The organism is Hydrogenophaga sp. (genome assembly GCF_051858985.1).
Classification (GTDB): Bacteria; Pseudomonadota; Gammaproteobacteria; order Burkholderiales; family Burkholderiaceae_C; genus Hydrogenophaga.
Genome location: NZ_JBHYGM010000005.1, coordinates 67,730 through 86,798, shown reverse-complemented (window position 1 = coordinate 86,798; position 19,069 = coordinate 67,730). Strand labels below are relative to the sequence as shown.

General features: G+C 67.6%; 18 protein-coding genes. 8 read left to right on the top strand and 10 right to left on the bottom strand.

Going from position 1 to position 19,069, the window contains the following annotated elements; genetic code table 11:
* The first annotated feature begins 63 nt into the window (after nucleotides 1-63).
* Both dinG and ACTIEY_RS19845 read left to right on the top strand, forming a co-directional pair.
* The gene (dinG, locus tag ACTIEY_RS19850) at nucleotides 64-2,283 is read left to right on the top strand and encodes an ATP-dependent DNA helicase DinG (protein ID WP_439520879.1); all 2,220 of its coding nucleotides are present in this window, start codon (nucleotides 64-66) and stop codon (nucleotides 2,281-2,283) included.
* A 21-nt stretch (nucleotides 2,284-2,304) separates the two neighbouring features.
* A complete protein-coding gene (locus ACTIEY_RS19845; RefSeq protein WP_439520878.1) occupies nucleotides 2,305-2,772 on the top strand; it encodes a CopD family protein in 468 nt (155 codons plus the stop codon).
* Here ACTIEY_RS19845 and ACTIEY_RS19840 read toward each other — a convergent pair.
* Genes ACTIEY_RS19840 through ACTIEY_RS19825 form a run of 4 tightly spaced genes read right to left on the bottom strand, consistent with a single transcriptional unit; the run spans nucleotide 2,756 to nucleotide 7,737 of the window.
* Nucleotides 2,756-3,799, bottom strand: a complete 1,044-nt coding sequence (locus ACTIEY_RS19840) for a metal-dependent hydrolase (RefSeq protein ID WP_439520877.1) — start codon at nucleotides 3,797-3,799, stop codon at nucleotides 2,756-2,758. The genes ACTIEY_RS19845 and ACTIEY_RS19840 overlap by 17 nt on opposite strands.
* Nucleotides 3,799-4,425, bottom strand: a complete 627-nt coding sequence (locus ACTIEY_RS19835; protein WP_439520876.1) for an intradiol ring-cleavage dioxygenase — start codon at nucleotides 4,423-4,425, stop codon at nucleotides 3,799-3,801. Before ACTIEY_RS19835 ends, ACTIEY_RS19840 begins: the two co-directional genes overlap by 1 nt.
* Nucleotides 4,422-7,109 (bottom strand): bifunctional acetate--CoA ligase family protein/GNAT family N-acetyltransferase, encoded by a 2,688-nt coding sequence (locus ACTIEY_RS19830; protein ID WP_439520875.1) that lies wholly within the window; start codon nucleotides 7,107-7,109, stop codon nucleotides 4,422-4,424. Before ACTIEY_RS19830 ends, ACTIEY_RS19835 begins: the two co-directional genes overlap by 4 nt.
* Nucleotides 7,110-7,116: 7 nt before the next feature.
* Complete coding sequence (locus tag ACTIEY_RS19825) at nucleotides 7,117-7,737, bottom strand: DUF502 domain-containing protein (protein WP_439520874.1); 621 nt, start codon at nucleotides 7,735-7,737, stop codon at nucleotides 7,117-7,119.
* 208 nt (nucleotides 7,738-7,945) lie between these two features.
* Here ACTIEY_RS19825 and ACTIEY_RS19820 point away from each other — a divergent pair, with 208 nt between their 5' ends.
* The gene (locus tag ACTIEY_RS19820; RefSeq protein ID WP_439520873.1) at nucleotides 7,946-8,293 is read left to right on the top strand and encodes a hypothetical protein; all 348 of its coding nucleotides are present in this window, start codon (nucleotides 7,946-7,948) and stop codon (nucleotides 8,291-8,293) included.
* A 3-nt stretch (nucleotides 8,294-8,296) separates the two neighbouring features.
* Here the strand turns inward: ACTIEY_RS19820 and rsmI are convergent, their stop codons facing one another.
* The gene (gene rsmI, locus ACTIEY_RS19815) at nucleotides 8,297-9,211 is read right to left on the bottom strand and encodes a 16S rRNA (cytidine(1402)-2'-O)-methyltransferase (protein ID WP_439520872.1); all 915 of its coding nucleotides are present in this window, start codon (nucleotides 9,209-9,211) and stop codon (nucleotides 8,297-8,299) included.
* Here rsmI and ACTIEY_RS19810 point away from each other — a divergent pair.
* The 3 genes from ACTIEY_RS19810 to ACTIEY_RS19800 are packed head-to-tail and all read left to right on the top strand — an operon-like array spanning nucleotide 9,211 to nucleotide 10,917.
* The gene (locus tag ACTIEY_RS19810) at nucleotides 9,211-9,624 is read left to right on the top strand and encodes a YraN family protein (RefSeq protein WP_439520871.1); all 414 of its coding nucleotides are present in this window, start codon (nucleotides 9,211-9,213) and stop codon (nucleotides 9,622-9,624) included. The two genes, rsmI and ACTIEY_RS19810, sit on opposite strands and share 1 nt — an antisense overlap.
* A gap of 28 nt (nucleotides 9,625-9,652) precedes the next feature.
* A complete protein-coding gene (locus ACTIEY_RS19805; protein WP_439520870.1) occupies nucleotides 9,653-10,273 on the top strand; it encodes an SIS domain-containing protein in 621 nt (206 codons plus the stop codon).
* The gene (locus ACTIEY_RS19800) at nucleotides 10,270-10,917 is read left to right on the top strand and encodes a BON domain-containing protein (RefSeq protein ID WP_439520869.1); all 648 of its coding nucleotides are present in this window, start codon (nucleotides 10,270-10,272) and stop codon (nucleotides 10,915-10,917) included. Before ACTIEY_RS19805 ends, ACTIEY_RS19800 begins: the two co-directional genes overlap by 4 nt.
* Nucleotides 10,918-10,930: 13 nt before the next feature.
* On the opposite strand, the gene ACTIEY_RS19795 is transcribed toward ACTIEY_RS19800, so the two are convergent.
* The 3 genes from ACTIEY_RS19795 to ACTIEY_RS19785 all read right to left on the bottom strand — a co-directional run bounded on the left by ACTIEY_RS19795 (nucleotide 10,931) and on the right by ACTIEY_RS19785 (nucleotide 14,144).
* Nucleotides 10,931-11,833, bottom strand: a complete 903-nt coding sequence (locus ACTIEY_RS19795) for an NAD(P)-dependent oxidoreductase (RefSeq protein ID WP_439520868.1) — start codon at nucleotides 11,831-11,833, stop codon at nucleotides 10,931-10,933.
* A gap of 105 nt (nucleotides 11,834-11,938) precedes the next feature.
* Complete coding sequence (locus ACTIEY_RS19790) at nucleotides 11,939-13,075, bottom strand: PilT/PilU family type 4a pilus ATPase (RefSeq protein ID WP_439520867.1); 1,137 nt, start codon at nucleotides 13,073-13,075, stop codon at nucleotides 11,939-11,941.
* 25 nt (nucleotides 13,076-13,100) lie between these two features.
* Nucleotides 13,101-14,144, bottom strand: a complete 1,044-nt coding sequence (locus tag ACTIEY_RS19785) for a type IV pilus twitching motility protein PilT (RefSeq protein WP_439520866.1) — start codon at nucleotides 14,142-14,144, stop codon at nucleotides 13,101-13,103.
* Between the two features lie 38 nt (nucleotides 14,145-14,182).
* Between ACTIEY_RS19785 and ACTIEY_RS19780 the strand changes: the two genes are divergently transcribed.
* Nucleotides 14,183-14,899, top strand: coding sequence for a YggS family pyridoxal phosphate-dependent enzyme (locus ACTIEY_RS19780; RefSeq protein WP_439520865.1), 717 nt, complete (start codon nucleotides 14,183-14,185; stop codon nucleotides 14,897-14,899).
* Here ACTIEY_RS19780 and ACTIEY_RS19775 read toward each other — a convergent pair.
* On the bottom strand, nucleotides 14,883-15,425 hold the full coding sequence (locus tag ACTIEY_RS19775) for a DUF3617 domain-containing protein (protein WP_439520864.1): 543 nt from the start codon (nucleotides 15,423-15,425) through the stop codon (nucleotides 14,883-14,885). The genes ACTIEY_RS19780 and ACTIEY_RS19775 overlap by 17 nt on opposite strands.
* A 48-nt stretch (nucleotides 15,426-15,473) precedes the next feature.
* Nucleotides 15,474-15,947 carry an Lrp/AsnC ligand binding domain-containing protein gene (locus ACTIEY_RS19770; protein ID WP_439520863.1) on the bottom strand — a complete coding sequence of 158 codons (474 nt, stop codon included), beginning with the start codon at nucleotides 15,945-15,947 and terminating at the stop codon, nucleotides 15,474-15,476.
* 104 nt (nucleotides 15,948-16,051) lie between these two features.
* Here ACTIEY_RS19770 and ACTIEY_RS19765 point away from each other — a divergent pair, with 104 nt between their 5' ends.
* Nucleotides 16,052-19,030 (top strand): L-glutamate gamma-semialdehyde dehydrogenase, encoded by a 2,979-nt coding sequence (locus ACTIEY_RS19765; RefSeq protein ID WP_439520862.1) that lies wholly within the window; start codon nucleotides 16,052-16,054, stop codon nucleotides 19,028-19,030.
* The last annotated feature ends 39 nt before the right edge of the window (nucleotides 19,031-19,069 follow it).

Below are 19,069 nucleotides of genomic sequence, written 5' to 3'. Positions count from 1 at the left end.
CAACGAACCCTGAGGACGCCCTGCGCGGTCTGGGACAATCGCGCTTTGCCTTTCGAAGCCCGCATGTCCATCGCCCTGGCGCCCGACGCCGCCGCCCCGCTCCCCACCGAAGCCCTGCCCACTGGCCCGCTGGCGCGCGAAGCCATCGCGCTCGCGGCGTTCGACCACGTGGTGGCGAAGGCGCCGGGCTATCGCGCGCGGCCAGGGCAGCGCGAGATGGCGGCGCACATTGCGCACACGCTTTCGGGCGTGACGCCGGGTGACGGCGCGGTGAGTGGCGACGCGGCGCTCCCCGCGCGCGGCATCGCGGTGGTGCAGGCCGGCACGGGCGTGGGCAAGTCGGCGGCTTACGCCTCCACGGTGATACCGCTGGCCCTGGCGCAACAGAAGCGGGTGATCATCTCCACCGCCACGGTGGCGCTGCAGGAGCAGCTCATGGCCAAGGACCTGCCCGCGCTCGCTGCGGTGCTGCCGCAGCCCTTCAGCTTTGCGCTGGCCAAGGGGCGCGGTCGCTACGTGTGCCGGCTCAAGCTGGACCAGCTCAGCGGTGGGGACGCCGCCAGCGCCGACCTGTTCGAAAGCGACGAGAGTGCACCGGGCGCGGATGCCAGCGCGCGCTGGAAGGAGCGCGGCGTGCAGTACACGCGCTGGGCCGGCGAACTCGACAGCGGCACCTGGGACGGCGACCGCGACCGGCTCGATGACCCGCCCGACGGCGGACTGTGGGGAGCCGTGGCGGCCGAGCGCCACAGCTGCACCGCGCGCCACTGCCCGAGCTACAACAGTTGCAGCTACTACCAGGCGCGCGCGAAGCTGGCGCAGGCGCAGGTGATCGTGGTCAACCACGACCTGCTGCTGTCCACGCTGGGACTGCACGCGCTGCCGTCGCCGCAGGACTGTTATGTGGTGTTCGACGAAGCGCACCACTTGCCTGGCGTGGCGCAGGGTCAGTTCACGGCGTCGATGGACCTCATGAACGGCCGCTGGCTGGACCGCCTGCCGCGCGCAGTGGAAGAGGTGGCTGGCGCACTGGAGCACAAGCTCACTGCCGACGTGGCGACGCTGGCGAAGGAATTGAAGAGCGCCCAGACGGAGCTGGCGCGGCTGGGCATGCAGCGCATCGGGGCGCCCTCCACGGAACGGGAGACCGTCGACCGGTTCGAGAGCGGCCAGCTCCCCGCGGGCTGGCGCGAGACCGTGGAGAAGCTGCACGCCAACGCCGGCGCGCTGCTGAAGGTGTTCGAAGCGCTGGCGACGCAGCTCAAGGCCAATGCGCGCGACAACCCGGGCGACGCCGCCCGCTGTGCGAAGCTCTACAGCCGTCTGGGCGTGCTGGCGCCACGCCTGCAGAGCGCGCAGGAAACGGCGACGCTCTGGCTGCAGGACAGCAGCGACGGCCAGCCGCCTCTGGCGAAATGGCTGGAGGCCGGCATCAGCCATGGCCTCGTCACGCTCACCGCGCACGCCTGCCCGTTGCAGCCCGGCAGCCTGCTGCGCAACCACCTGTGGAGCCAGGTGCGCGCGGCGGTCGTGACGTCGGCCTCGCTTGTCACCTGTGGCAACTTCGACCACTTCCTCGCCGAGTCGGGTCTCGCGTTCGACGACGCTGTGGCCGCGCGCGAAGTGCAGAGCCCGTTCGATCACGCGCGCCAGGGACGTTTGGTGGTCGTGCAGACCGAGGCCGATCCGAAGAACGTGGACGCCTACACGCGCGAGATGCTCGCCGCGCTGATGCTCGACCTGGGCGAGGTGAAGCGCGGTGCGCTGGTCCTGTTCACCTCACGGGTGCAGATGCGCCAGGCGCAGGCGCTGCTGGAACGCGGTGAACACGCCACGCTGCGCGACCAGGTGCTGGTGCAGGGCGATGCCTCGCGCACGTTGCTGCTGCGCCGGCATGCCGAGCGGGTGGCGGCGGGCGGCGCATCCATCCTGTTCGGTCTGCAATCTTTCGGCGAGGGGCTCGACCTGCCCGGTGAGCTGTGCGAATGGGTGTTCATCACCAAGCTGCCGTTCGCATCACCGAGCGACCCGGTGGGGCAGGCGCGCGCCGACTGGCTCAAGGGCCAGGGTCGTGACCCGTTCAGCGAACTGGTGGTGCCTGCCACCGGGGCGCGTCTGCTGCAATGGACCGGCCGCGCCCTGCGCAGCGAGACCGATGAAGCGGTGGTGGTTTGCTACGATGCCCGGCTGTTGCGCCAATCGTATGGAAGGCGCATGCTCAAAGGCCTTCCGCCCTACCGCCTGCAGCAGCGCCGTCCCGATGGCCGCTTGCTCGACGTCTGAACTTCAAGAGAACAACGCCCCATGATCTACGCCATCCTCCAGCTGATTCACGTCCTCGCCATCGTCGTGTGGGTGGGCGGCATGGTGTTCGCCCATTTTTTTCTCCGCCCCGCGGTGCAGTTCCTGGAGCCGCCCCAGCGCGTCCGGCTCATGCACGGTGTGCTCAAGCGCTTCTTCACGGCGGTGCTGGTGGTGATCGTGCTGGTGCTGGGCACCGGTCTGTGGATGATTGGCCGCGTGGCGAAGGAATCGGTTCAGGCCGGGCTGGAGTTCAACATGCCCATGGACTGGACGATCATGGCCACGCTCGGCATCGTGATGATGGCGATCTTCGGCCACATCCGGTTTGCCCTGTTCAACCGGCTGGGGCGCGCCGTGGCCGCGAGCGACTGGCCGGCCGGCGGTGCGGCGCTCGCATCCATCCGCACCTGGGTCGCCATCAACCTCGCCATCGGCGTGTTCATCATCGCCATCACCCTGGCGATGTGAAGCGCGGCGTGGTGGGCGGCACCAGCGGCGAGGGCAAGGGCTCGCCCTGGATGCGGCGCCACAACCACGGAAGGGCCTTGCCGATATCGGGACGCATGCCCTCCAGCGTGGGCCGGTGACCCCCGTTGGCACGCGCCGCATCGGTGCCGAGGTCGAAGCGGAAGGTGTAGCTGGGCTCCTGGCCCATGCGAAGGTCGGTCACGTACAGGTGGTCGTCACTCTGTGACACGCTGTAGAAGCCGTGCGTGAAGGCGGCCATGCGCGACACGTTCGGGTCGGCCTTGTGGCGTTCCATCAACGCCGGGCCGCGGTCGTGCACCGACCACACGATGCCGGGACCGCGGTCCAGCAGCGAATAGTGACCTTCCAGATACTGCGTCGGGGTGGTGGCCACCAGTCGCCACAGCACGGTGTTGAACGGCGCGGGCGTGACCAGCAGGCCGGTGGGCGCGATGCCTTCGGCCTGCAGCGAGGCTCGAGCCACCTGCGTGGCCTGCTGCTGCGCCACCACGCTCCAGCCCAGGTACAGCGTGCTCAACACCAGCCCGACCGCATTCCATTTCAGGCCGCGCACCGATGTCATGGCCAGCGCCGCCACCACGCCCACGATCAGCGGCACGGTGTAGAGCGGATCGATGATGAACATGCTGCCCACACCGAACGGGTAATCGCTGAAGGGCTGCAGCAGCTGAGTGCCGTAGACCGTCATGGCGTCCAGCAGCGGGTGGGTGATGAGCACCAGCCAGAGCGCGAGCCACCATCGCTTGAACAGGGCGGCTTCGCCATGGATGCGCGAGACGATCCACGCCAGCACGGGCGCGAACAGGGTGAGCACGAAGAGCGCGTGGCTCTCCGCGCGGTGGCGCGTCATGTTCTGGATGGCGTCACCGTGGTCGATGAAGGCGTCGAGGTCGGGCAGCGTGCCAGCCACCGCGCCCCACAGCGCGGCCTTCCACACGGCGGTGCGCCGGCCCATCACGGCCACGCCCACGGCGGAGCCGAGCGCGATCTGCGTCAGCGAGTCCATCAGGCCTGCACGGTGATGGGGAACGTGGCGCGCACGCCATCGCTGCCGTTGTTGAAAGGCACCGTGAGTGCAGCGCGGCCTTCTTCGGTGAGGCGGCGCCAGAGGAAATCTCGCTCGTTGCCGGGATCGCCCTGCACATAGAGCTGCGTGGTGAGGAGCTCCATGCGGTCCAGCCGCACCTTCACGTGGATGTGTGGCGTACGGCCGCTGTAGGGCACTGGCTTGAGGGTGCGGAAACGGTAGCGGCCGTCGCGACCCACCGTCACCTTGCCGAAGCCCTGGAACGCCGGATCGGCGCGGCCGCCGTCACCGGGGTGGTGGTAGTGGCCGGCGTGGTCGCACTGCCAGATCTCCACCACCGCGCCCGACACCGGCGCGCCGCCCAGGTCGGTGACCGTGCCTTCCACCCAGGCGGGCTGGCCCTTGGCGTAGACCACGTTGCCGTTCTTCAGCAGGTCGGCGTCGCTGTCGGCCGGCAGGCTCACGGGATAGAACGGGCCTTCGGTCTGGCTGGGCGTGGGCCGCAGGTTGCGCGCCTGCGCCAGCGCGGGTGAAAGCCAGGCGGGTGCGGCCAGGGCCGCGGCGCTGGCAAAGAGGAGGCGACGGCGGGCGCGGAGGGTGTTCATGGCGAGGGCTCGGCGGGGGTTTTCAAATCCAGCGAGACGAAGCGGACGGCGTTGTCGCCCGGGTCGCTGGGACTGTCCGATGCTTGGAAGCCCAGCGAGCGTGCAAGTTCCAGCATGCCCGTGTTCTCGCGCAGCACGGTGCCGACCAGCCGCTGCGTGCCGCGCTCGCGCAGGTGCTGGATCATCTTGCCCATGAGCCGCTGGCCCAGGCCGCTGCCTTTGAGGTCCGAGCGGACGATCACGCCGAACTCGGCGGTGTGGTTGTCCGGATCGACCGACGCGCGCACCGCGCCCAGCGTTTCCTCGGCGTCGTCGGGTCCGATGCGGGTGGCGATGAACGCCATCTCGCGCGCGTAGTCGATCTGCGTGAGGCGGGCCAGTTCGCTGTGCTCGATGGTGCGCCGGCTGTAGAACACGCGCAGGCGGATGTCTTCGGGGTCGAGCCGTTCCAGGAAGGCGCGGTGCTGCGCTTCGTCTTCCGGCCGGATCGGGCGCAGCGTGAGCACCTGGTCTTTCCACGGGAAGGTTTCCACCAGCGCCTGCGGATAGGGCTGGATGGCGAAGTGGGCCTCACCGGCGGGTCGCGCCGCCGAGACGCGCACGCGCGCATCGAGCGCCACCGCACCTTCGTGGTTGGCAAGCAGGGGGTTGATGTCGAGCTCGGCGAGTTCGGGCACGTCCACCAGAAGCTGTGACACGGCCACCAGCACCTGCGCGATCGCGTCGAGGTCGGCGGCGGGTTCGTCGCGGTAGCCGCGCAGCAGTTTCGCCACCCGCGTGCGGGCGATCTGCGCCAGCGCCAGCGGCGCGTTCAGGGGCGGCAATGACAGCGCGCGATCGGCCAGCACCTCCACGGCCACGCCGCCCTGGCCGAACAACACCACCGGGCCGAAGACCGGGTCCACGCTGGCGCCCACGATGAGTTCGTGTGCATGCTTCATGCGCACCATGGTCTGCACGGTGAAGCCCTGCACGGTGGCATCGGGCCGCTGTTCGCGCACCCGCGCCAGCATTGCGACGCAGGCCTCCTGCAATTCGGGGGCGCTGCCGATGTTCAGGCGCACGCCGCCCACGTCGGACTTGTGCGAGATCTCATGCGAGAGGATCTTGAGCGCCACCGGAAAGCCCAGCGACGCGGCCGCCTCCAGGGCAGCGCCGGCATCGGCCGGCACCACGCGCGTGGCCACCACCGGCAGGCCGGCCGCGGCCAGCAAGTCCTTGGCCTCGGGTTCGGTCAGCAGTTCGCGGCCGCTGGTGAGCACGCCTTCGACGATGGCGCGGATCCGCGGCAGGTCCACCGGGCGGGCGGCGCTGTGGGCCGGCGGGGTCTGCAGCAACTCTTCCTGGTGGCGGCGGTAGGTGTTGAGCAGGGAGAACGCGCGCACCGCGTCCTCGGGCGTGTTGAAGTCCGGCACGCCCAAAGCGCGAAACAGCGCGCGTGCTTCGGCCACCGCCGCGTCCCCCAGCCAGCAGCCCAGCACGCGCCGGGGCGTGGCCGAGGCCAGCGGCTGCAGCGCCTGGGCAATCTGCAGGCTGGGCACGATGGCGGTGGGTGCGTGGATGAACAGCACGGCGCTCTCCTCATCGGTCGAGAGCGCCTGAAGCGCGGCCACATAGCGCTCGGCCGGCGCGTCGCCAATGATGTCCACCGGGTTGGCGTGCGACCAGTTCGCGGGCAGCACGGCATCAAGCCGGGCTTTCATGGTCGCGTCCAGCGGGGCCAGCGGCACGTCTTCCGTGGCAGCTGCGTCCGCCGCCATCACGCCCGCGCCGCCGCCGTTGGTGAGCACGATCAGGCGTTCGGCGCGACTGTCCCGAAAACGCGAGAGCGTCTCGGCGGCGAGAAACAGGTCTTGCAAGGTGTTCACGCGCAACATGCCGGCGCGGGCGATGGCCGCGTCGAACACGGCGTCCGACCCCGCCAGGGCGCCGGTGTGCGAAGCGGCAGCCTGCTGCCCTGCGGCGGAGCGACCCGCCTTGACCACGATCACCGGTTTGTTGCGCGCCGCGGCGCGCGCGGCCGACATGAACTTGCGCGGCGCGTCGATGCTCTCGATGTAGAGCAGGATCGACCGCGTGTTCGGGTCACTGCCGAGGAAGTCCAGCATGTCGCCGAAGTCCACGTCGGCGCGCTCGCCGAGCGAGACGAAATGCGAGAAGCCAATGCCGCGCGAGCCGGCCCAGTCCAGCATCGCCGTGACCAGGGCACCCGACTGCGAAACGAAGGCCAGCTCGCCGGGCAGCGCGTCGCGGTGCGCAAAGCTGGCGTTCAGACCCAGGTGCGGCACCAGCATGCCGATGCAGTTGGGACCGAGGATGCGCAGCGTGTGCACGCGCGCGGCGTCGAGCATGGCCTGCTTCTGCGCGGCGTCCAGCCCGGCCGTGACGACGATGGCCGCGCGCGTGCCGCGGGCGCCGAGTTCGGTGATCAGCGGCACGATGGTGGCCGCCGGTGTGCAGAGAATGGCGAGTTCAGGGGCGTTCGGAAGGTCCGCCACGCGGGCGAAGGCGGGCACGCCATCGAGGTGGGCGTGCTTGGGATTGACCGGGTAGAGCGCGCCCTTGTACCCCCCGGCGCTCATGTTGCGCCACACCGTGCCGCCCACGCTGGCCGGGCGCAGGGACGCGCCGATCACCGCCACCGACGACGGGGCGAAGAGGGCGTCGAGGTGGCGAATGCTCATGGCCGGGTCAGATGCGGGGATCGATGGATTCGACGGTCTCGGGCGCGCGCGAGGTCGCCATCCACGCCAGCAGCGACGAGCGCATGGCTTCTTCCACCGACATGTCGATCGGCGTGATCCAGGTGCGCGGCACGAAGAGGGTGTAGCCACCGATCATGTAACCCATGGGCAGGTACACGGCGACCTGGTCGTGCTCGGCCAGGCCCGGCGGCAGGCCGTCCATGTTCTGCCGCGTGACCAGACCGACGATGGACATCTCGTTGCCCGGGATGCGCAGCACCACCACCTGCTGCTGGGATTCCTTCTTGTGCGGCGAGAAGTAGTCGGCGAAGCTCTTGAGCGACGAGTAGATGCTCTTGACTACCGGCAGGTTGGTGAACGGCAGTTCCAGGTAGGCGAGCCAGCGCGCCATGCCGGGTTGGGAGATGAGAAAGCCCAGGCCCACGATCATGGCCGCGCCCAGCACGATGCCGAGCCCGGGCAGGTAGAAGTCGCCGATGATCGGGCGGATCAGCCACATGGCCGCCGACTCGACCCAGGCGACGAAGATGAACAGCACCCAGACGGTGAGCGCCACGGGCAGGAACGTGATCAGGCCACGAAAGAAGTACTGGTAGATCGGTTTCATGAAAGGCCCAGGAGGAGGCGCGGGCGATGACGGCACGCGATCGGGAATGAGCATATCAGCCGGGGAACGGCGCTGGCCCCGGTGCTTGCAAAGCGTCAGAATGGCCGCATCTGCTTCCCGTTTGCCTCCAAAAGCCGGTTTTCAGGCAGATGTGCCTGGCGTGCGCGCCAGTTCCGGAACTCCTGCAGGCCCCGGGCCTCTCTCATCCATGAACGAAATCATCGACTTCTTCGGCCGCCTGGTTCGCGGTGTGCTCAAACTGGCGCTGGGGCTGGCCGCCCTGGTGTTCCTGCTGGGCCTGCTGCTGGCCACGCTGGTGGTGGTGCTGGGGGTCACGCTGTGGGCCCTGATCACCGGCCGCAAACCGGCGCCGGCCGTGGTGTTCACGCGCTTTCGCCAGACCTCGCAACGCTACACGCAGGGTGTGTGGCCCTCCGGTGGTGCCAGGCGCCCCATGGGCGATGTGGTCGATGTGCAGGCGACCGAAGTGCCCGAGCCGGTGGAAGCGCCGCAGCGCCGCAACGGTCCGGACCCCATGGCCCGGGTGATGCACTGAGGCCTATTCGCTGACCTGGCGCCGGGCCAGCGCGGCGTCGTACAGCGCGTTGCGCGGCTGGCCGGTGATCTCGGCGCACAGACGCACAGCGGTCTTGAGCGGCAGTTCGGCCAGCAACAGGTCCAGGGTGCGTGAAGTGGCCGCGTCCATGGTTCCGTCGGCCGCCTCCTCGGGTGCCAGCGGGTGCACCATCAAGACGAACTCACCCCGCGTTCGGTGCGCGCCGGTCTGCAGCCAGGCCGCGAAATCCTCGGCTGCCAGCTGGGCCACTTCTTCAAACTGCTTCGTCAGTTCACGGCCCACCGTGAGCCGCCGCGCACCCAGCGTGGCCAGTTCTTTCGCCAGCGCCTCGATGCGGTGCGGCGCTTCCAGCAGCACGCAGGCCCTGGGGTCTTCGCCCAGTTCACGCACCTCGCGCTGCCGTTCGGCCGCCTTGCTTGACAGGAAGCCGGCAAACACGAAGCGACCGTCCCAGCCACTGTGGCCGGCCACGCTGAGCAGGGCGGTGATGCTGCTCGCGCCCGGCACCGGCACGCTGCGCAAACCGGCAGCGTTCACCGCGGCCACCAGTCTGGCCCCGGGGTCGCTCACGCCGGGCGTGCCGGCGTCGCTCACGTAGGCCACGCGCTGGCCTTCGCGCAGCCGCTGCAACACCGTCTGCGCCGCCTCGGCCTCGTTGTGTTCGTGCAGCGCCAGCAGCGGCTTGTGCAGGCCGTATCCCTGCAGCAGCGACGCCGTGTGGCGCGTGTCCTCGCAGGCCACGGTGTCGACCAGGGAGAGCACCTGCAGCGCGCGCAGGCCGATGTCGGCCAGGTTGCCGATGGGCGTGGCGACCATGTAGAGCGCGCCCTGCGGATAATGCTGGTGCGCCGCCGCCTCGCGGGCGGCCTGCAACAGGGATGGAGTGCTTGCCGACAATGTGGAGTTCCAGAAAACCGGGTTCTTGGCTGCCGTCAAAGCCTGAGTCGACCACCAAGGCCAGGGGCGATGCCGCCGAAGATGCTGCCCTGGTGCACCTGCGGCGCCACGGCCTCGCGCTGGTGCAACGCAATTTCAGGACACCCGGGCGCGGTGGCGGCGAAGTCGATTTGATTATGCGCGAGCCCGACGGAACGCTGGTGTTCGTCGAGGTGCGTCAGAGGGTCAGTGCGAGTCGGGGCGGTGCCGGCGCGAGCATCACGGCCGTCAAGCAACGCCGCATCGTGTTCGCGGCGCGGCACTTTCTGCTGCGCCTGGGCTCAGAGCCTCCATGCCGCTTCGATGTGGTGCTGCTCGAAGGTGAGCGCATCGAGTGGCTGCGCGCGGCGTTTGATGCATCCGGCGCATTTTGATACAACCCTCCACCGCTATGATCGCCCCATGCTTCTGCAACGCATCCAGCAACAGTTCATCGACAGCGCGGACCTGAAGTACCAGTGCGCGCAGGCGCTGTCGCCGCAGGTCGAGGCGGCGATCGGTGCGGTGCTGGCCAGCGTCACGGGCGGTGGCAAGGTGCTGTCGTGCGGCAATGGCGCATCGGCAGCGGCGGCGCAGCACTTCGCTGCCAGCTTCATCGGTCGCTACGACCGCGAGCGGCCCGAGCTCGCCGCCTTCTCGCTGTCGTCCGACGCCGCCGTGCTCACCGGCATCGCCACCGATTTCGATGCCCGTTCGGTGTTCGCCCGCCAGGTGCGCGCGCTCGGCCAGTCTGGCGACGTGCTGCTGGCCCTGTCCACCAGCGGCAACTCGGCCAACGTGCTGGCCGCCGTGGAGGCCGCGCACGAGCGCGAGATGGTGGTGGTGGCGCTGACCGGCGCGCGCGGCGGTCAGCTGGCGCAGCAACTGCGCGACACCGACGTGCACCTGTGCGTGCCCCACGACCTGCCGGCCCGGATTCTCGAAGTGCACCACCTCGTGTTGCACTGCATTTGCGACGGCGTGGATGCCCAGTTGCTGGGCCTGCCCGACGCTTCCATTCCTCATCTGGAGAGTTCCTCATGAACCAGTCCCGCCAAGCCCATTCCTTCAACCGACTCATGGCCACCGGCCTGGCCGTGGCCGCGCTGGGCGCCACGCTGTCCGCCTGCGCGCCCTTGATGGTGGCGGGTGCCGCCACCGGCGCACTGGTGGTCGTCGACCGCCGCACCTCGGGTGCGCAGCTGGATGACCAGAGCATCGAACTGCGCGCTGGCAACCGCGTGAAGGACCAGATCGGCGAAGGCCGCGCACGCGTCGCCGTCACCAGCTACAACCGCCGCGTGCTGCTCACCGGCGAAGCCTCCAGTGAAGCGGTGAAGACGCAGATCGGCCAGATCGTGTCGCAGGTGGAGAACGTGAAGGAAGTGATCAACGAGCTGGGCGTGACTTCCAGCCCGTCGTTCAAGGAGCGCGCCACCGACACGCTGATCACCGGCCGCATCAAGGCCAGCCTGGTGGACGCGAAGGACATCTCGGCCAGCGCGTTCAAGGTCACCACCGAGCGCGGAACCGTCTATCTGCTGGGGCGCGTCACCCAACGTGAGGCCGACCGCGCCACCAGCATCGCGCGCAACACCTCGGGCGTGGCGCGCGTGGTGCGCGCGTTCGAGATGGTGACCGAAGCCGAGCTGGCCGGCATGCAGACGCAACCCGCGCCTGCAAAGTAGAAAGACGGGGCGCCTATTTCAGCCGTTTGATGAGGCTGGAGGTGTCCAGGCGGTTGCCACCGGTGGCCTGGATGTCGGCGTAGAACTGGTCCACGAGCGCCGTCACCGGCAGGCGCGCGCCGTTGCGCTTGGCCTCGTCGAGCACCAGCCCCAGGTCCTTGCGCATCCAGTCCACGGCGAAGCCGAAGTCGAACTTGTCGGCCACCATGGTCTTGCCACGGTTGTCGAGTTGCCAGCTTTGCGCAGCGCCCTTGCCGATCACATCCAGCACCTGGTTCATGTCCAGCCCGGCTTTCTGGCCGAAGGCAATGGCTTCCGACAGACCCTGCACCAGTCCCGCGATGCAGATCTGGTTCACCATCTTGGTGAGCTGCCCCGAACCGCTCTCGCCCATGAGCGTGAATGCGCGTGAGAACGCCATGGCCACGGGCTTCACGGATTCGAACGCGTCGACATCACCGCCGCACATCACGGTGAGCGCACCGTTCTGCGCACCGGCCTGACCGCCCGACACCGGCGCATCGACGAACGCTATGCCCAATGCCTTGCCCGCGCGGTGCAGCTCGCGCGCCACATCGGCCGACGCCGTGGTGTGGTCCACGAACACCGAGCCTGAAGCCATGCCCGCAAACGCACCATCGGCCCCCAGCGTGATCGAGCGCAGGTCGTCGTCGTTGCCCACGCAGGCAAACACGATGTCCGCACCCTGCGCCGCTTCGCGTGGCGTGGATTTGCTCGAACCACCGAACGCCGCCACCCAGGCCACGGCCTTGCCACCGGAGCGGTTGTAAACCGTCACTGAATGCCCCGCACGCGCGAGATGCCCAGCCATGGGATAACCCATGACACCGAGGCCAAGAAACGCGACGCGAAGCGAAGGCGTGGATTCGTAGGTCTTGTCTGCAATGCTGCTCATGAAAGGGTGTCTCCAAAAAAGAAATGCCGCAGAGCCGGCTTCGCCGGGCTGCAGGCATTGCCCCCTTGAGGGGGTGACGCGCCGCAGGCGCGGCGCGGGGGTGGGTCAAACGATCGTGAGGTGCTCGGTGCCCGCAGCCAGATCCAGCGATTTTGCACGCTGGCTGTTGAGTTTGATCTGCAGACGCAGATCGTTGAGCGAATCCGCGTTGCGCAGCGCGTCTTCGAGCGTGATGAGGTTGGCCTCGAAAGCGTTGAAGAGCGCCTGGTCGAAGGTCTGCATGCCCATCTGCGTGCTCTTCTTCATGATCTCCTTGATCTCGGCCACATCGCCCTTGAAGATCAGGTCGGAGATCAGTGGTGAGTTCAGCATGATCTCCACCGCCGCATGGCGCCCCTTGTTGTCCTGGCGCGGCACCAGCCGCTGCGAGACCAGCGCACGCAGGTTGAGCGAGAGGTCCATCAGCAACTGCGCGCGACGCTCTTCGGGGAAGAAGTTGATGATGCGGTCCAGCGCCTGGTTGGCGCTGTTGGCGTGCAGCGTGGCCAGGCACAGGTGGCCGGTTTCCGAGAACTGGATCGCATGTTCCATGGTCTCGCGGTCGCGGATCTCGCCCATCAGGATCACGTCCGGCGCCTGGCGCAGCGTGTTCTTGAGCGCCGCTTCCCAGCTGTCGGTGTCCAGGCCCACTTCACGCTGCGTCACCACGCAGTTCTTGTGCGGGTGCACGAACTCCACCGGGTCTTCGATGGTGATGATGTGGCCGTGCGTGTTCTCGTTGCGCCAGTCCACCATGGCCGCCAGCGACGTGGACTTGCCCGAACCGGTGGCCCCCACCAGGATGCACAGGCCGCGCTTGGAGAGCACCACGTCCTTGAGCACCTGCGGCAGGCCCAGCTTGTCGATGGTGGGCAGCACGGCAGGAATGGTCCGCAGCACCATGCCGACCTTGCCCTGCTGCACGAATGCGCTCACGCGGAAGCGGCCAATGGACGGCGGCGAGATCGCGAAGTTGCACTCCTTGGTGCGCTCGAACTCGGCCGCCTGTTTGTCGTTCATGATCGCGCGCGCCAGCGACAGCGTGTGCGTGGCATTCAGTGGCTGCGGCGACACCTTGACCACCGAGCCGTCGACCTTGATGGCGGGTGGAAAGTCGGCCGTGATGAAAAGGTCGCTGCCGGTCCGGCTGAGCATGAGGCGCAGCAGGTCGTTGATGAATTTGGATGCCTGATCGCGTTCCATGTGTCCTGCCCCTTTGCTTGTCCGGTCAGCCCGGGAAATTTTCCGGGATCTTCGCCTTGCTGCGCGCTTCGGCCGGACTGATCACGTTGCGCTTGACCAGCTCCGAGAGATTCTGGTCGAGCGTCTGCATGCCCACGCTGTTGCCGGTCTGGATGGCCGAGTACATCTGCGCCACCTTGGCCTCGCGGATCAGGTTGCGGATGGCGCTGGTGCCCAGCATGATCTCGTGCGCGGCCACACGTCCCGAGCCGTCCTTGTTCTTGCACAGCGTCTGCGAGATCACGGCCACGAGCGATTCGGACAACATGGCGCGCACCATGTCTTTCTCTTCGGCCGGGAACACGTCGATGATGCGGTCGATCGTCTTGGCCGCGCTCGAAGTGTGCAGCGTGCCGAACACGAGGTGGCCGGTTTCGGCCGCGGTCATGGCCAGGCGAATGGTTTCCAGGTCCCGCATTTCGCCGACCAGGATCGCGTCCGGGTCTTCGCGCAGGGCCGAACGCAGCGCGTTGGCAAAGCTCAGCGTGTGCGGCCCGACTTCGCGCTGGTTCACCAGGCACTTCTTGGACTCGTGCACGAACTCCACCGGGTCTTCCACCGTGAGGATGTGGCCGTATTCGGTTTCGTTGAGATGGTTCACCATGCCGGCCAGAGTGGTGGACTTGCCCGAACCGGTAGGGCCGGTCACCAGCACCAGGCCGCGCGGACGCAGGGCGAGGTCGCCAAAGATCTTGGGCGCGTTGAGTTGTTCGAGCGTGAGGATCTTGCTGGGGATCGTGCGGAACACCGCGCCGGCACCGCGGTTGTGGTTGAAGGCGTTGACGCGAAAACGAGACAGCCCTTCGATCTCGAACGAGAAATCGCACTCCAGGAACTCTTCGTACTGCTTGCGCTGGCTGTCGTTCATGATGTCGTACACCATGCCGTGGACCGCCTTGTGGTCCAGGGGTTCGACGTTGATGCGTCGCACGTCGCCATGCACCCGTATCATGGGCGGAAGACCTGCGGAGAGGTGAAGATCGGACGCTTTGTTCTTGACGCTGAAGGCCAGCAGTTGGGTGATGTCCATCCCGGTTCCGTGTTGTGGTTGGGTTATGACGGCAGATTATGACGACGATTGAAGGCAACCTCCATACCGTACGGAGCCGCGTTTCGCGCGCCTGTAGACAGGCCGGACGCGATGTGAACGAGGTCACGCTGCTGGCTGTTTCCAAGACGTTCGGGCCCGACGCCGTTCGTCAGGCGCAGGCTGCCGGCCAGCGCGCATTTGGCGAAAACTACGTGCAGGAAGGGGTGGAGAAAATCCTCGCGCTGCGCGAGTCACCAGCGCCTTCGGCGATCGAGTGGCATTGCATCGGGCCATTGCAGAGCAACAAGACGCGGCTGGTGGCCAGCCACTTCGACTGGGTGCAGTCGGTGGATCGCTTGAAGATCGCGGAACGCCTGAACGAGCAACGTCCTGCGGATTTGCAGCCCTTGCAGGTCTGCATACAGGTCAATGTGGATGGTGGTGCGACGAAGTCGGGCGTCTCGCCCGACGAGCTGACCGCGCTCGCACGCGCCGTGAGTCAGTTGCCGCGTTTGCGCTTGCGCGGCCTCATGTGCATTCCAGAGCCGACGGACGATGCCGAGGTGCAGAGCGCGGTGTTTCTGCGTGCCCGCGCTCTATGGGATGAACTGCGCGCGGGTGGCTACGACATCGATACCCTGTCCATGGGCATGAGCGACGACCTGGAGGCCGCCATATCGGCCGGCTCGAACATGGTGCGCGTGGGGCGCTCGATCTTCGGCAGCCGAACCCCCGGCGTCACTTCATCGGCTTGACGCTGCCGCAGTTCGCGGAGAGCCACTTGCCCTGGCCGTCCATGGTGACGTTCTGCGGCTTGCCCTGGTGGGTGGTCTTCATCAGCATCTTCATGGTGTACGCGGTGTCACCCTGGAAGGTGTAGGTGCCTTCGCCCGTGGACGGCGGGTTCTTGCACACGAAGTTCATCTTCACCACCGTCGCGCTGCGCGAAGTGACCGTGGTGGTGCACTCGCCTTCGGTCTGCACCGGCAGGTCCTGCTTCGCCGCCATCTCCGGCGTGATGCACATCTTCATCGACATGCCGCCGCCAGCGGCCGGCGCCGGCATGGTCACACCCTGCTTGGCCATCATGTCCTGCATCATCTTGCGCTCCGCAGGCGACATGCCGGCCATCTGCTTCTGCATCTGCGCCATCGCCTGATCCATCTCGGCGTTGCCACCCATCTTCTGCGTCATTTCCCACAGGCCGGGCCTGGTGCTCTGGGCGTGAGCGATAGGGATGGCGGTGAGGGTGACGAGGAGCAGGGCGGTGTGGCGGTTCATATGGTCTCCAGGAAAGGATGTTGCATTGTGCGATGAGGCGTCAGCTTGTCAAAGCGGCAGCCTCGCACTGTCCTTCACCTCCTCCATCACCGCATACGTGCGCGTCTCCCGCACCCCCGGAAGCTGCCAGAGCACGTTGCCGGCGAATTCGCGGTAGGCGGCCATGTCGGCCATGCGGGTCTTGAGGAGGTAGTCGAAGCCGCCGGCCACCATGTGGCATTCCATGATTTCGTCGCGCACGTGCACGGCGGCCTTGAACTCGTTGAACACGTTGGGCGTGGTTCGGTCCAGCAGCACCTCGACGAACACCATCATCCCGCGACCGAGCTTGAGCGGATTGAGCCGGGCCTCGTAGCCCAGGATGTAGCCGTCGCGCTGGAGCCGCTGCGTGCGCGCTAGCACCGCGGTGGGCGAGAGCGCCGCCGTCTCTGCGAGTTTGAGGTTGGTGATGCGGCCGTCGGCCTGCAGCAGCTTGAGGAGCTTGAGATCGATGCGGTCGAGGTCGGTGTCATTGGCATTCATGTGGAGAATTATCCTGTCTTGTGACCATTCAATGGTGAAAAATTCGGTGATACAGCCATCACCATACGCACACTCACAACCCAAGGCCTTTTCTGGAGTCTTCCATGCCACGCCCTTCCGACGTCCTTCCTTCGCCCTACCGACCTGAAGCCGGGGTGCTTGCGCACCGCCTGGCTTCGTTGAAGGGTGCGTTGGACTGGGCGGCCGCCGCGACGGTTGCCGCGCCCTGGGTGCAGGCCGTGCGCCGCAACCCGCCGCCGTTCTGGGCGATGGAGAGTCTGCTCAAGGAATACCCCATTTCCAGCGCGGAGGGCCTGGCCCTGATGCGGCTGGCCGAGGCCTTGCTGCGAGTGCCCGATGCAGAGACCGCGATTGCACTGACCGCCGACCAGCTCGGCCGCGCCGATTTCGATGGGGCGGCTGACTCGACGCTGGCACGCCTTTCGTCCACGGCGATCGCGATGTCCAAGAAGTTCCTGCCCGAAGCCGGCAACGAACCTGGCCTCTTGTCCAGGCTGGGCGCGCGCACCGTGGTGGCCGCCACGCTGCGTGCCGTGCAGTTGCTGGGCCGGCAGTTCGTGCTGGGGCAGACGATCGAGGAGGGCATGAAGGAAGCAGCCTCCGCGCGCAAGGCCCAGCGCCAGCTGAGCTTCAGCTTCGACATGCTGGGCGAAGGCGCACGCACCGATGAGGATGCCCTGAGGTACCTGGCGAGTTACCAGCAGGCCATTGCCGCGATTGCGCGCGAGGCCGACGCGTCGCGCCACCCGAGCCAGAACGACGGCATCTCCATCAAGCTCAGTGCCCTCCATCCGCGCTATGAAGACGCGCAGCACGAACGCGTGATGGAGGAACTGGTGCCGCGCGTGTGGCCGCTGTGCGAAGCGGCTGCCGCGGCCAACCTCAACCTCACGATCGATGCCGAGGAGGTGGATCGACTGGAGCTGTCGCTCGCCGTGTTTGAAGCGCTGGCCCGGCGCGTGGCGCAGCATTGCCCACAGTGGCAGGGTTTCGGTCTGGCGCTGCAGGCCTACCAGACGCGCGCCGTGGAGCTGATCGAGCACGTGACTGCGCTGGCGCGACGCCACCAGCTCAAGTTCATGTGCCGCCTGGTCAAGGGTGCTTACTGGGACGCAGAGATCAAGCGCGCCCAGGAACTCGGCCTGCCGGCATACCCGGTGTTCACGCGCAAGCCTCACACCGACGTGAGTTACCTCGCCTGTGCACGGGCGCTGCTGGTGGCGCCCGACGCGATCTTTCCGCAGTTCGCCACCCACAACGCCGGCACCATCGCCGCCATCCTGCAGATGGCATCGGAGGAAAGCGTGCCCTTCGAACTGCAGCGGCTGCACGGCATGGGCGAGGGCATCTACCGCGAGGTGCTCAAGCACCCGAACGTGGATTGTCGCGTGTACGCGCCGGTGGGCGCTCACCGCGACCTGCTGGCCTACCTGGTGCGCCGCCTGCTGGAAAACGGAGCCAACTCGTCGTTCGTCCACCAGCTCGCCGACGAATCGGTGGGCATGGACGAGCTGCTGGTCTCGCCCCTGGTGCAGTCTCAACCCGATGCGCCCGACGCCGCCTGGCTGCCGCTGCCGGCACAACTCTATGGCCCGAGCCGGCCCAACAGCGAGGGGCTCGACCTGGCGGTGGCTGCACACCGTGAGCTGCTGATGAATGCGCACGCCGTGACGGCGGTGAACCGCGTGCCCGAGGCCAGCATGGAGGACGTGCGGGCGGCGTGCGAGCGCGCCATGAAGGCCTTTCCGGGCTGGAACCACACGCCACTGGCCACACGGGCCACCACCCTGCGCCGCGCGGCCGACGCCATGCAGCAGCAGCTGCCCGGCCTGTGCGCGCTGCTCGTGAAGGAAGCGCGCAAGACCTGGGGCGACGCTGTCTCTGAAGTGCGCGAGGCGATCGATTTCCTGCGCTACTACGCCAACGAAGCGGAGCGCATCATGGCGCCCACCACACTGCCCGGCCCCACCGGCGAGAGCAACACGCTGAGGATGGAAGGGCGTGGCGCGTGGGTCTGCATCAGTCCCTGGAATTTTCCCCTCGCCATCTTCATCGGGCAGGTCGCAGCCGCACTGGCCACGGGCAACACGGTGCTCGCCAAGCCGGCCGAGCAGACGCCGGCCATTGCGCTGGAAGCGGTGAAGCTGCTGCACGCCGCGGGCGTGCCGGCAGCGGCCGTGCAGTTGCTGCACGGTCCTGGCGAAACCGTGGGCGCGGCCCTGGTGTCGCAGCCCGGCATTGCCGGCGTGGTGTTCACCGGGTCCACGCAGGTGGCCCGCATCATCCACCGCGCACTCGCGGCCAAGGACGGCCCCATCGTGCCGCTGATCGCCGAGACCGGCGGCATCAACGCCATGCTGGTGGACAGCACGGCCCTGCCCGAGCAGGTGGCTGACGCGGTGGTGCAGAGCGCGTTCCGCAGCGCGGGCCAGCGCTGCTCGGCCTTGCGCCTGCTGTGCGTGCACGAGGCCATCGCCGACGGCGTGATCGACATGATCCAGGGCGCCGCCAGGGAACTGGTGGTGGGCAACCCCGCAGACCTGGCCACCGACCTTGGTCCCGTGATCGATGCCGAGGCCTTCACCAGTATCGGTGCCCACCTGGAGCGCCTGCATGCGCAGGGCCGCGCACTGCTGCCACCGTCCCGTCTTTCGCACGCCATGCCCCATCTGATCGCGCCGCAGATGTTCGAGGTGCCGGCCATTGCCGAGGTGGGCCAGGAGATCTTCGGACCGGTGCTTCAGGTGGTGCGCTGGGGCGGTGATCCCATGGAGGTGATCGGGCAGATCAATGCACTGGGTTACGGGCTCACGCTCGGCATCCAGACCCGCATCGACAGCCGCGCGCAGGCGCTCGCGGCTGCCGCGCGGGTCGGCAATGTGTACGTGAACCGCAACATGATCGGTGCGGTGGTGGGCGTGCAGCCCTTTGGTGGCGAAGGCCTGAGCGGCACCGGCCCCAAGGCCGGCGGGCCGAACTACCTGCTGCGCTTCTGTGCGGAACAGACCCTGACCATCAACACCACCGCTGCGGGCGGCAACGTGGCGCTCTTCACCCGCTGAACGAGCCCGGGCGCGGCGGCGCCGGTGCGATACTGGCGG

Excerpts from the sequence above, each read along its gene's own strand:
- ACTIEY_RS19785 (WP_439520866.1), bottom strand. The coding sequence starts at position 14,144 with ATGGACATCACCCAACTGCTGGCCTTCAGCGTCAAGAACAAAGCGTCC.
- ACTIEY_RS19790 (WP_439520867.1), bottom strand. The coding sequence starts at position 13,075 with ATGGAACGCGATCAGGCATCCAAATTCATCAACGACCTGCTGCGCCTC.
- dinG (WP_439520879.1), top strand. The coding sequence starts at position 64 with ATGTCCATCGCCCTGGCGCCCGACGCCGCCGCCCCGCTCCCCACCGAA.
- ACTIEY_RS19840 (WP_439520877.1), bottom strand. The coding sequence starts at position 3,799 with ATGGACTCGCTGACGCAGATCGCGCTCGGCTCCGCCGTGGGCGTGGCC.
- ACTIEY_RS19800 (WP_439520869.1), top strand. The coding sequence starts at position 10,270 with ATGAACCAGTCCCGCCAAGCCCATTCCTTCAACCGACTCATGGCCACC.
- ACTIEY_RS19780 (WP_439520865.1), top strand. The coding sequence starts at position 14,183 with ATGACGACGATTGAAGGCAACCTCCATACCGTACGGAGCCGCGTTTCG.
- ACTIEY_RS19795 (WP_439520868.1), bottom strand. The coding sequence starts at position 11,833 with ATGAGCAGCATTGCAGACAAGACCTACGAATCCACGCCTTCGCTTCGC.
- ACTIEY_RS19830 (WP_439520875.1), bottom strand. The coding sequence starts at position 7,109 with ATGAGCATTCGCCACCTCGACGCCCTCTTCGCCCCGTCGTCGGTGGCG.
- ACTIEY_RS19825 (WP_439520874.1), bottom strand. The coding sequence starts at position 7,737 with ATGAAACCGATCTACCAGTACTTCTTTCGTGGCCTGATCACGTTCCTG.
- ACTIEY_RS19810 (WP_439520871.1), top strand. The coding sequence starts at position 9,211 with ATGTGGAGTTCCAGAAAACCGGGTTCTTGGCTGCCGTCAAAGCCTGAG.
- ACTIEY_RS19770 (WP_439520863.1), bottom strand. The coding sequence starts at position 15,947 with ATGAATGCCAATGACACCGACCTCGACCGCATCGATCTCAAGCTCCTC.
- ACTIEY_RS19835 (WP_439520876.1), bottom strand. The coding sequence starts at position 4,425 with ATGAACACCCTCCGCGCCCGCCGTCGCCTCCTCTTTGCCAGCGCCGCG.
- ACTIEY_RS19845 (WP_439520878.1), top strand. The coding sequence starts at position 2,305 with ATGATCTACGCCATCCTCCAGCTGATTCACGTCCTCGCCATCGTCGTG.
- ACTIEY_RS19765 (WP_439520862.1), top strand. The coding sequence starts at position 16,052 with ATGCCACGCCCTTCCGACGTCCTTCCTTCGCCCTACCGACCTGAAGCC.
- ACTIEY_RS19775 (WP_439520864.1), bottom strand. The coding sequence starts at position 15,425 with ATGAACCGCCACACCGCCCTGCTCCTCGTCACCCTCACCGCCATCCCT.
- ACTIEY_RS19820 (WP_439520873.1), top strand. The coding sequence starts at position 7,946 with ATGAACGAAATCATCGACTTCTTCGGCCGCCTGGTTCGCGGTGTGCTC.
- ACTIEY_RS19805 (WP_439520870.1), top strand. The coding sequence starts at position 9,653 with ATGCTTCTGCAACGCATCCAGCAACAGTTCATCGACAGCGCGGACCTG.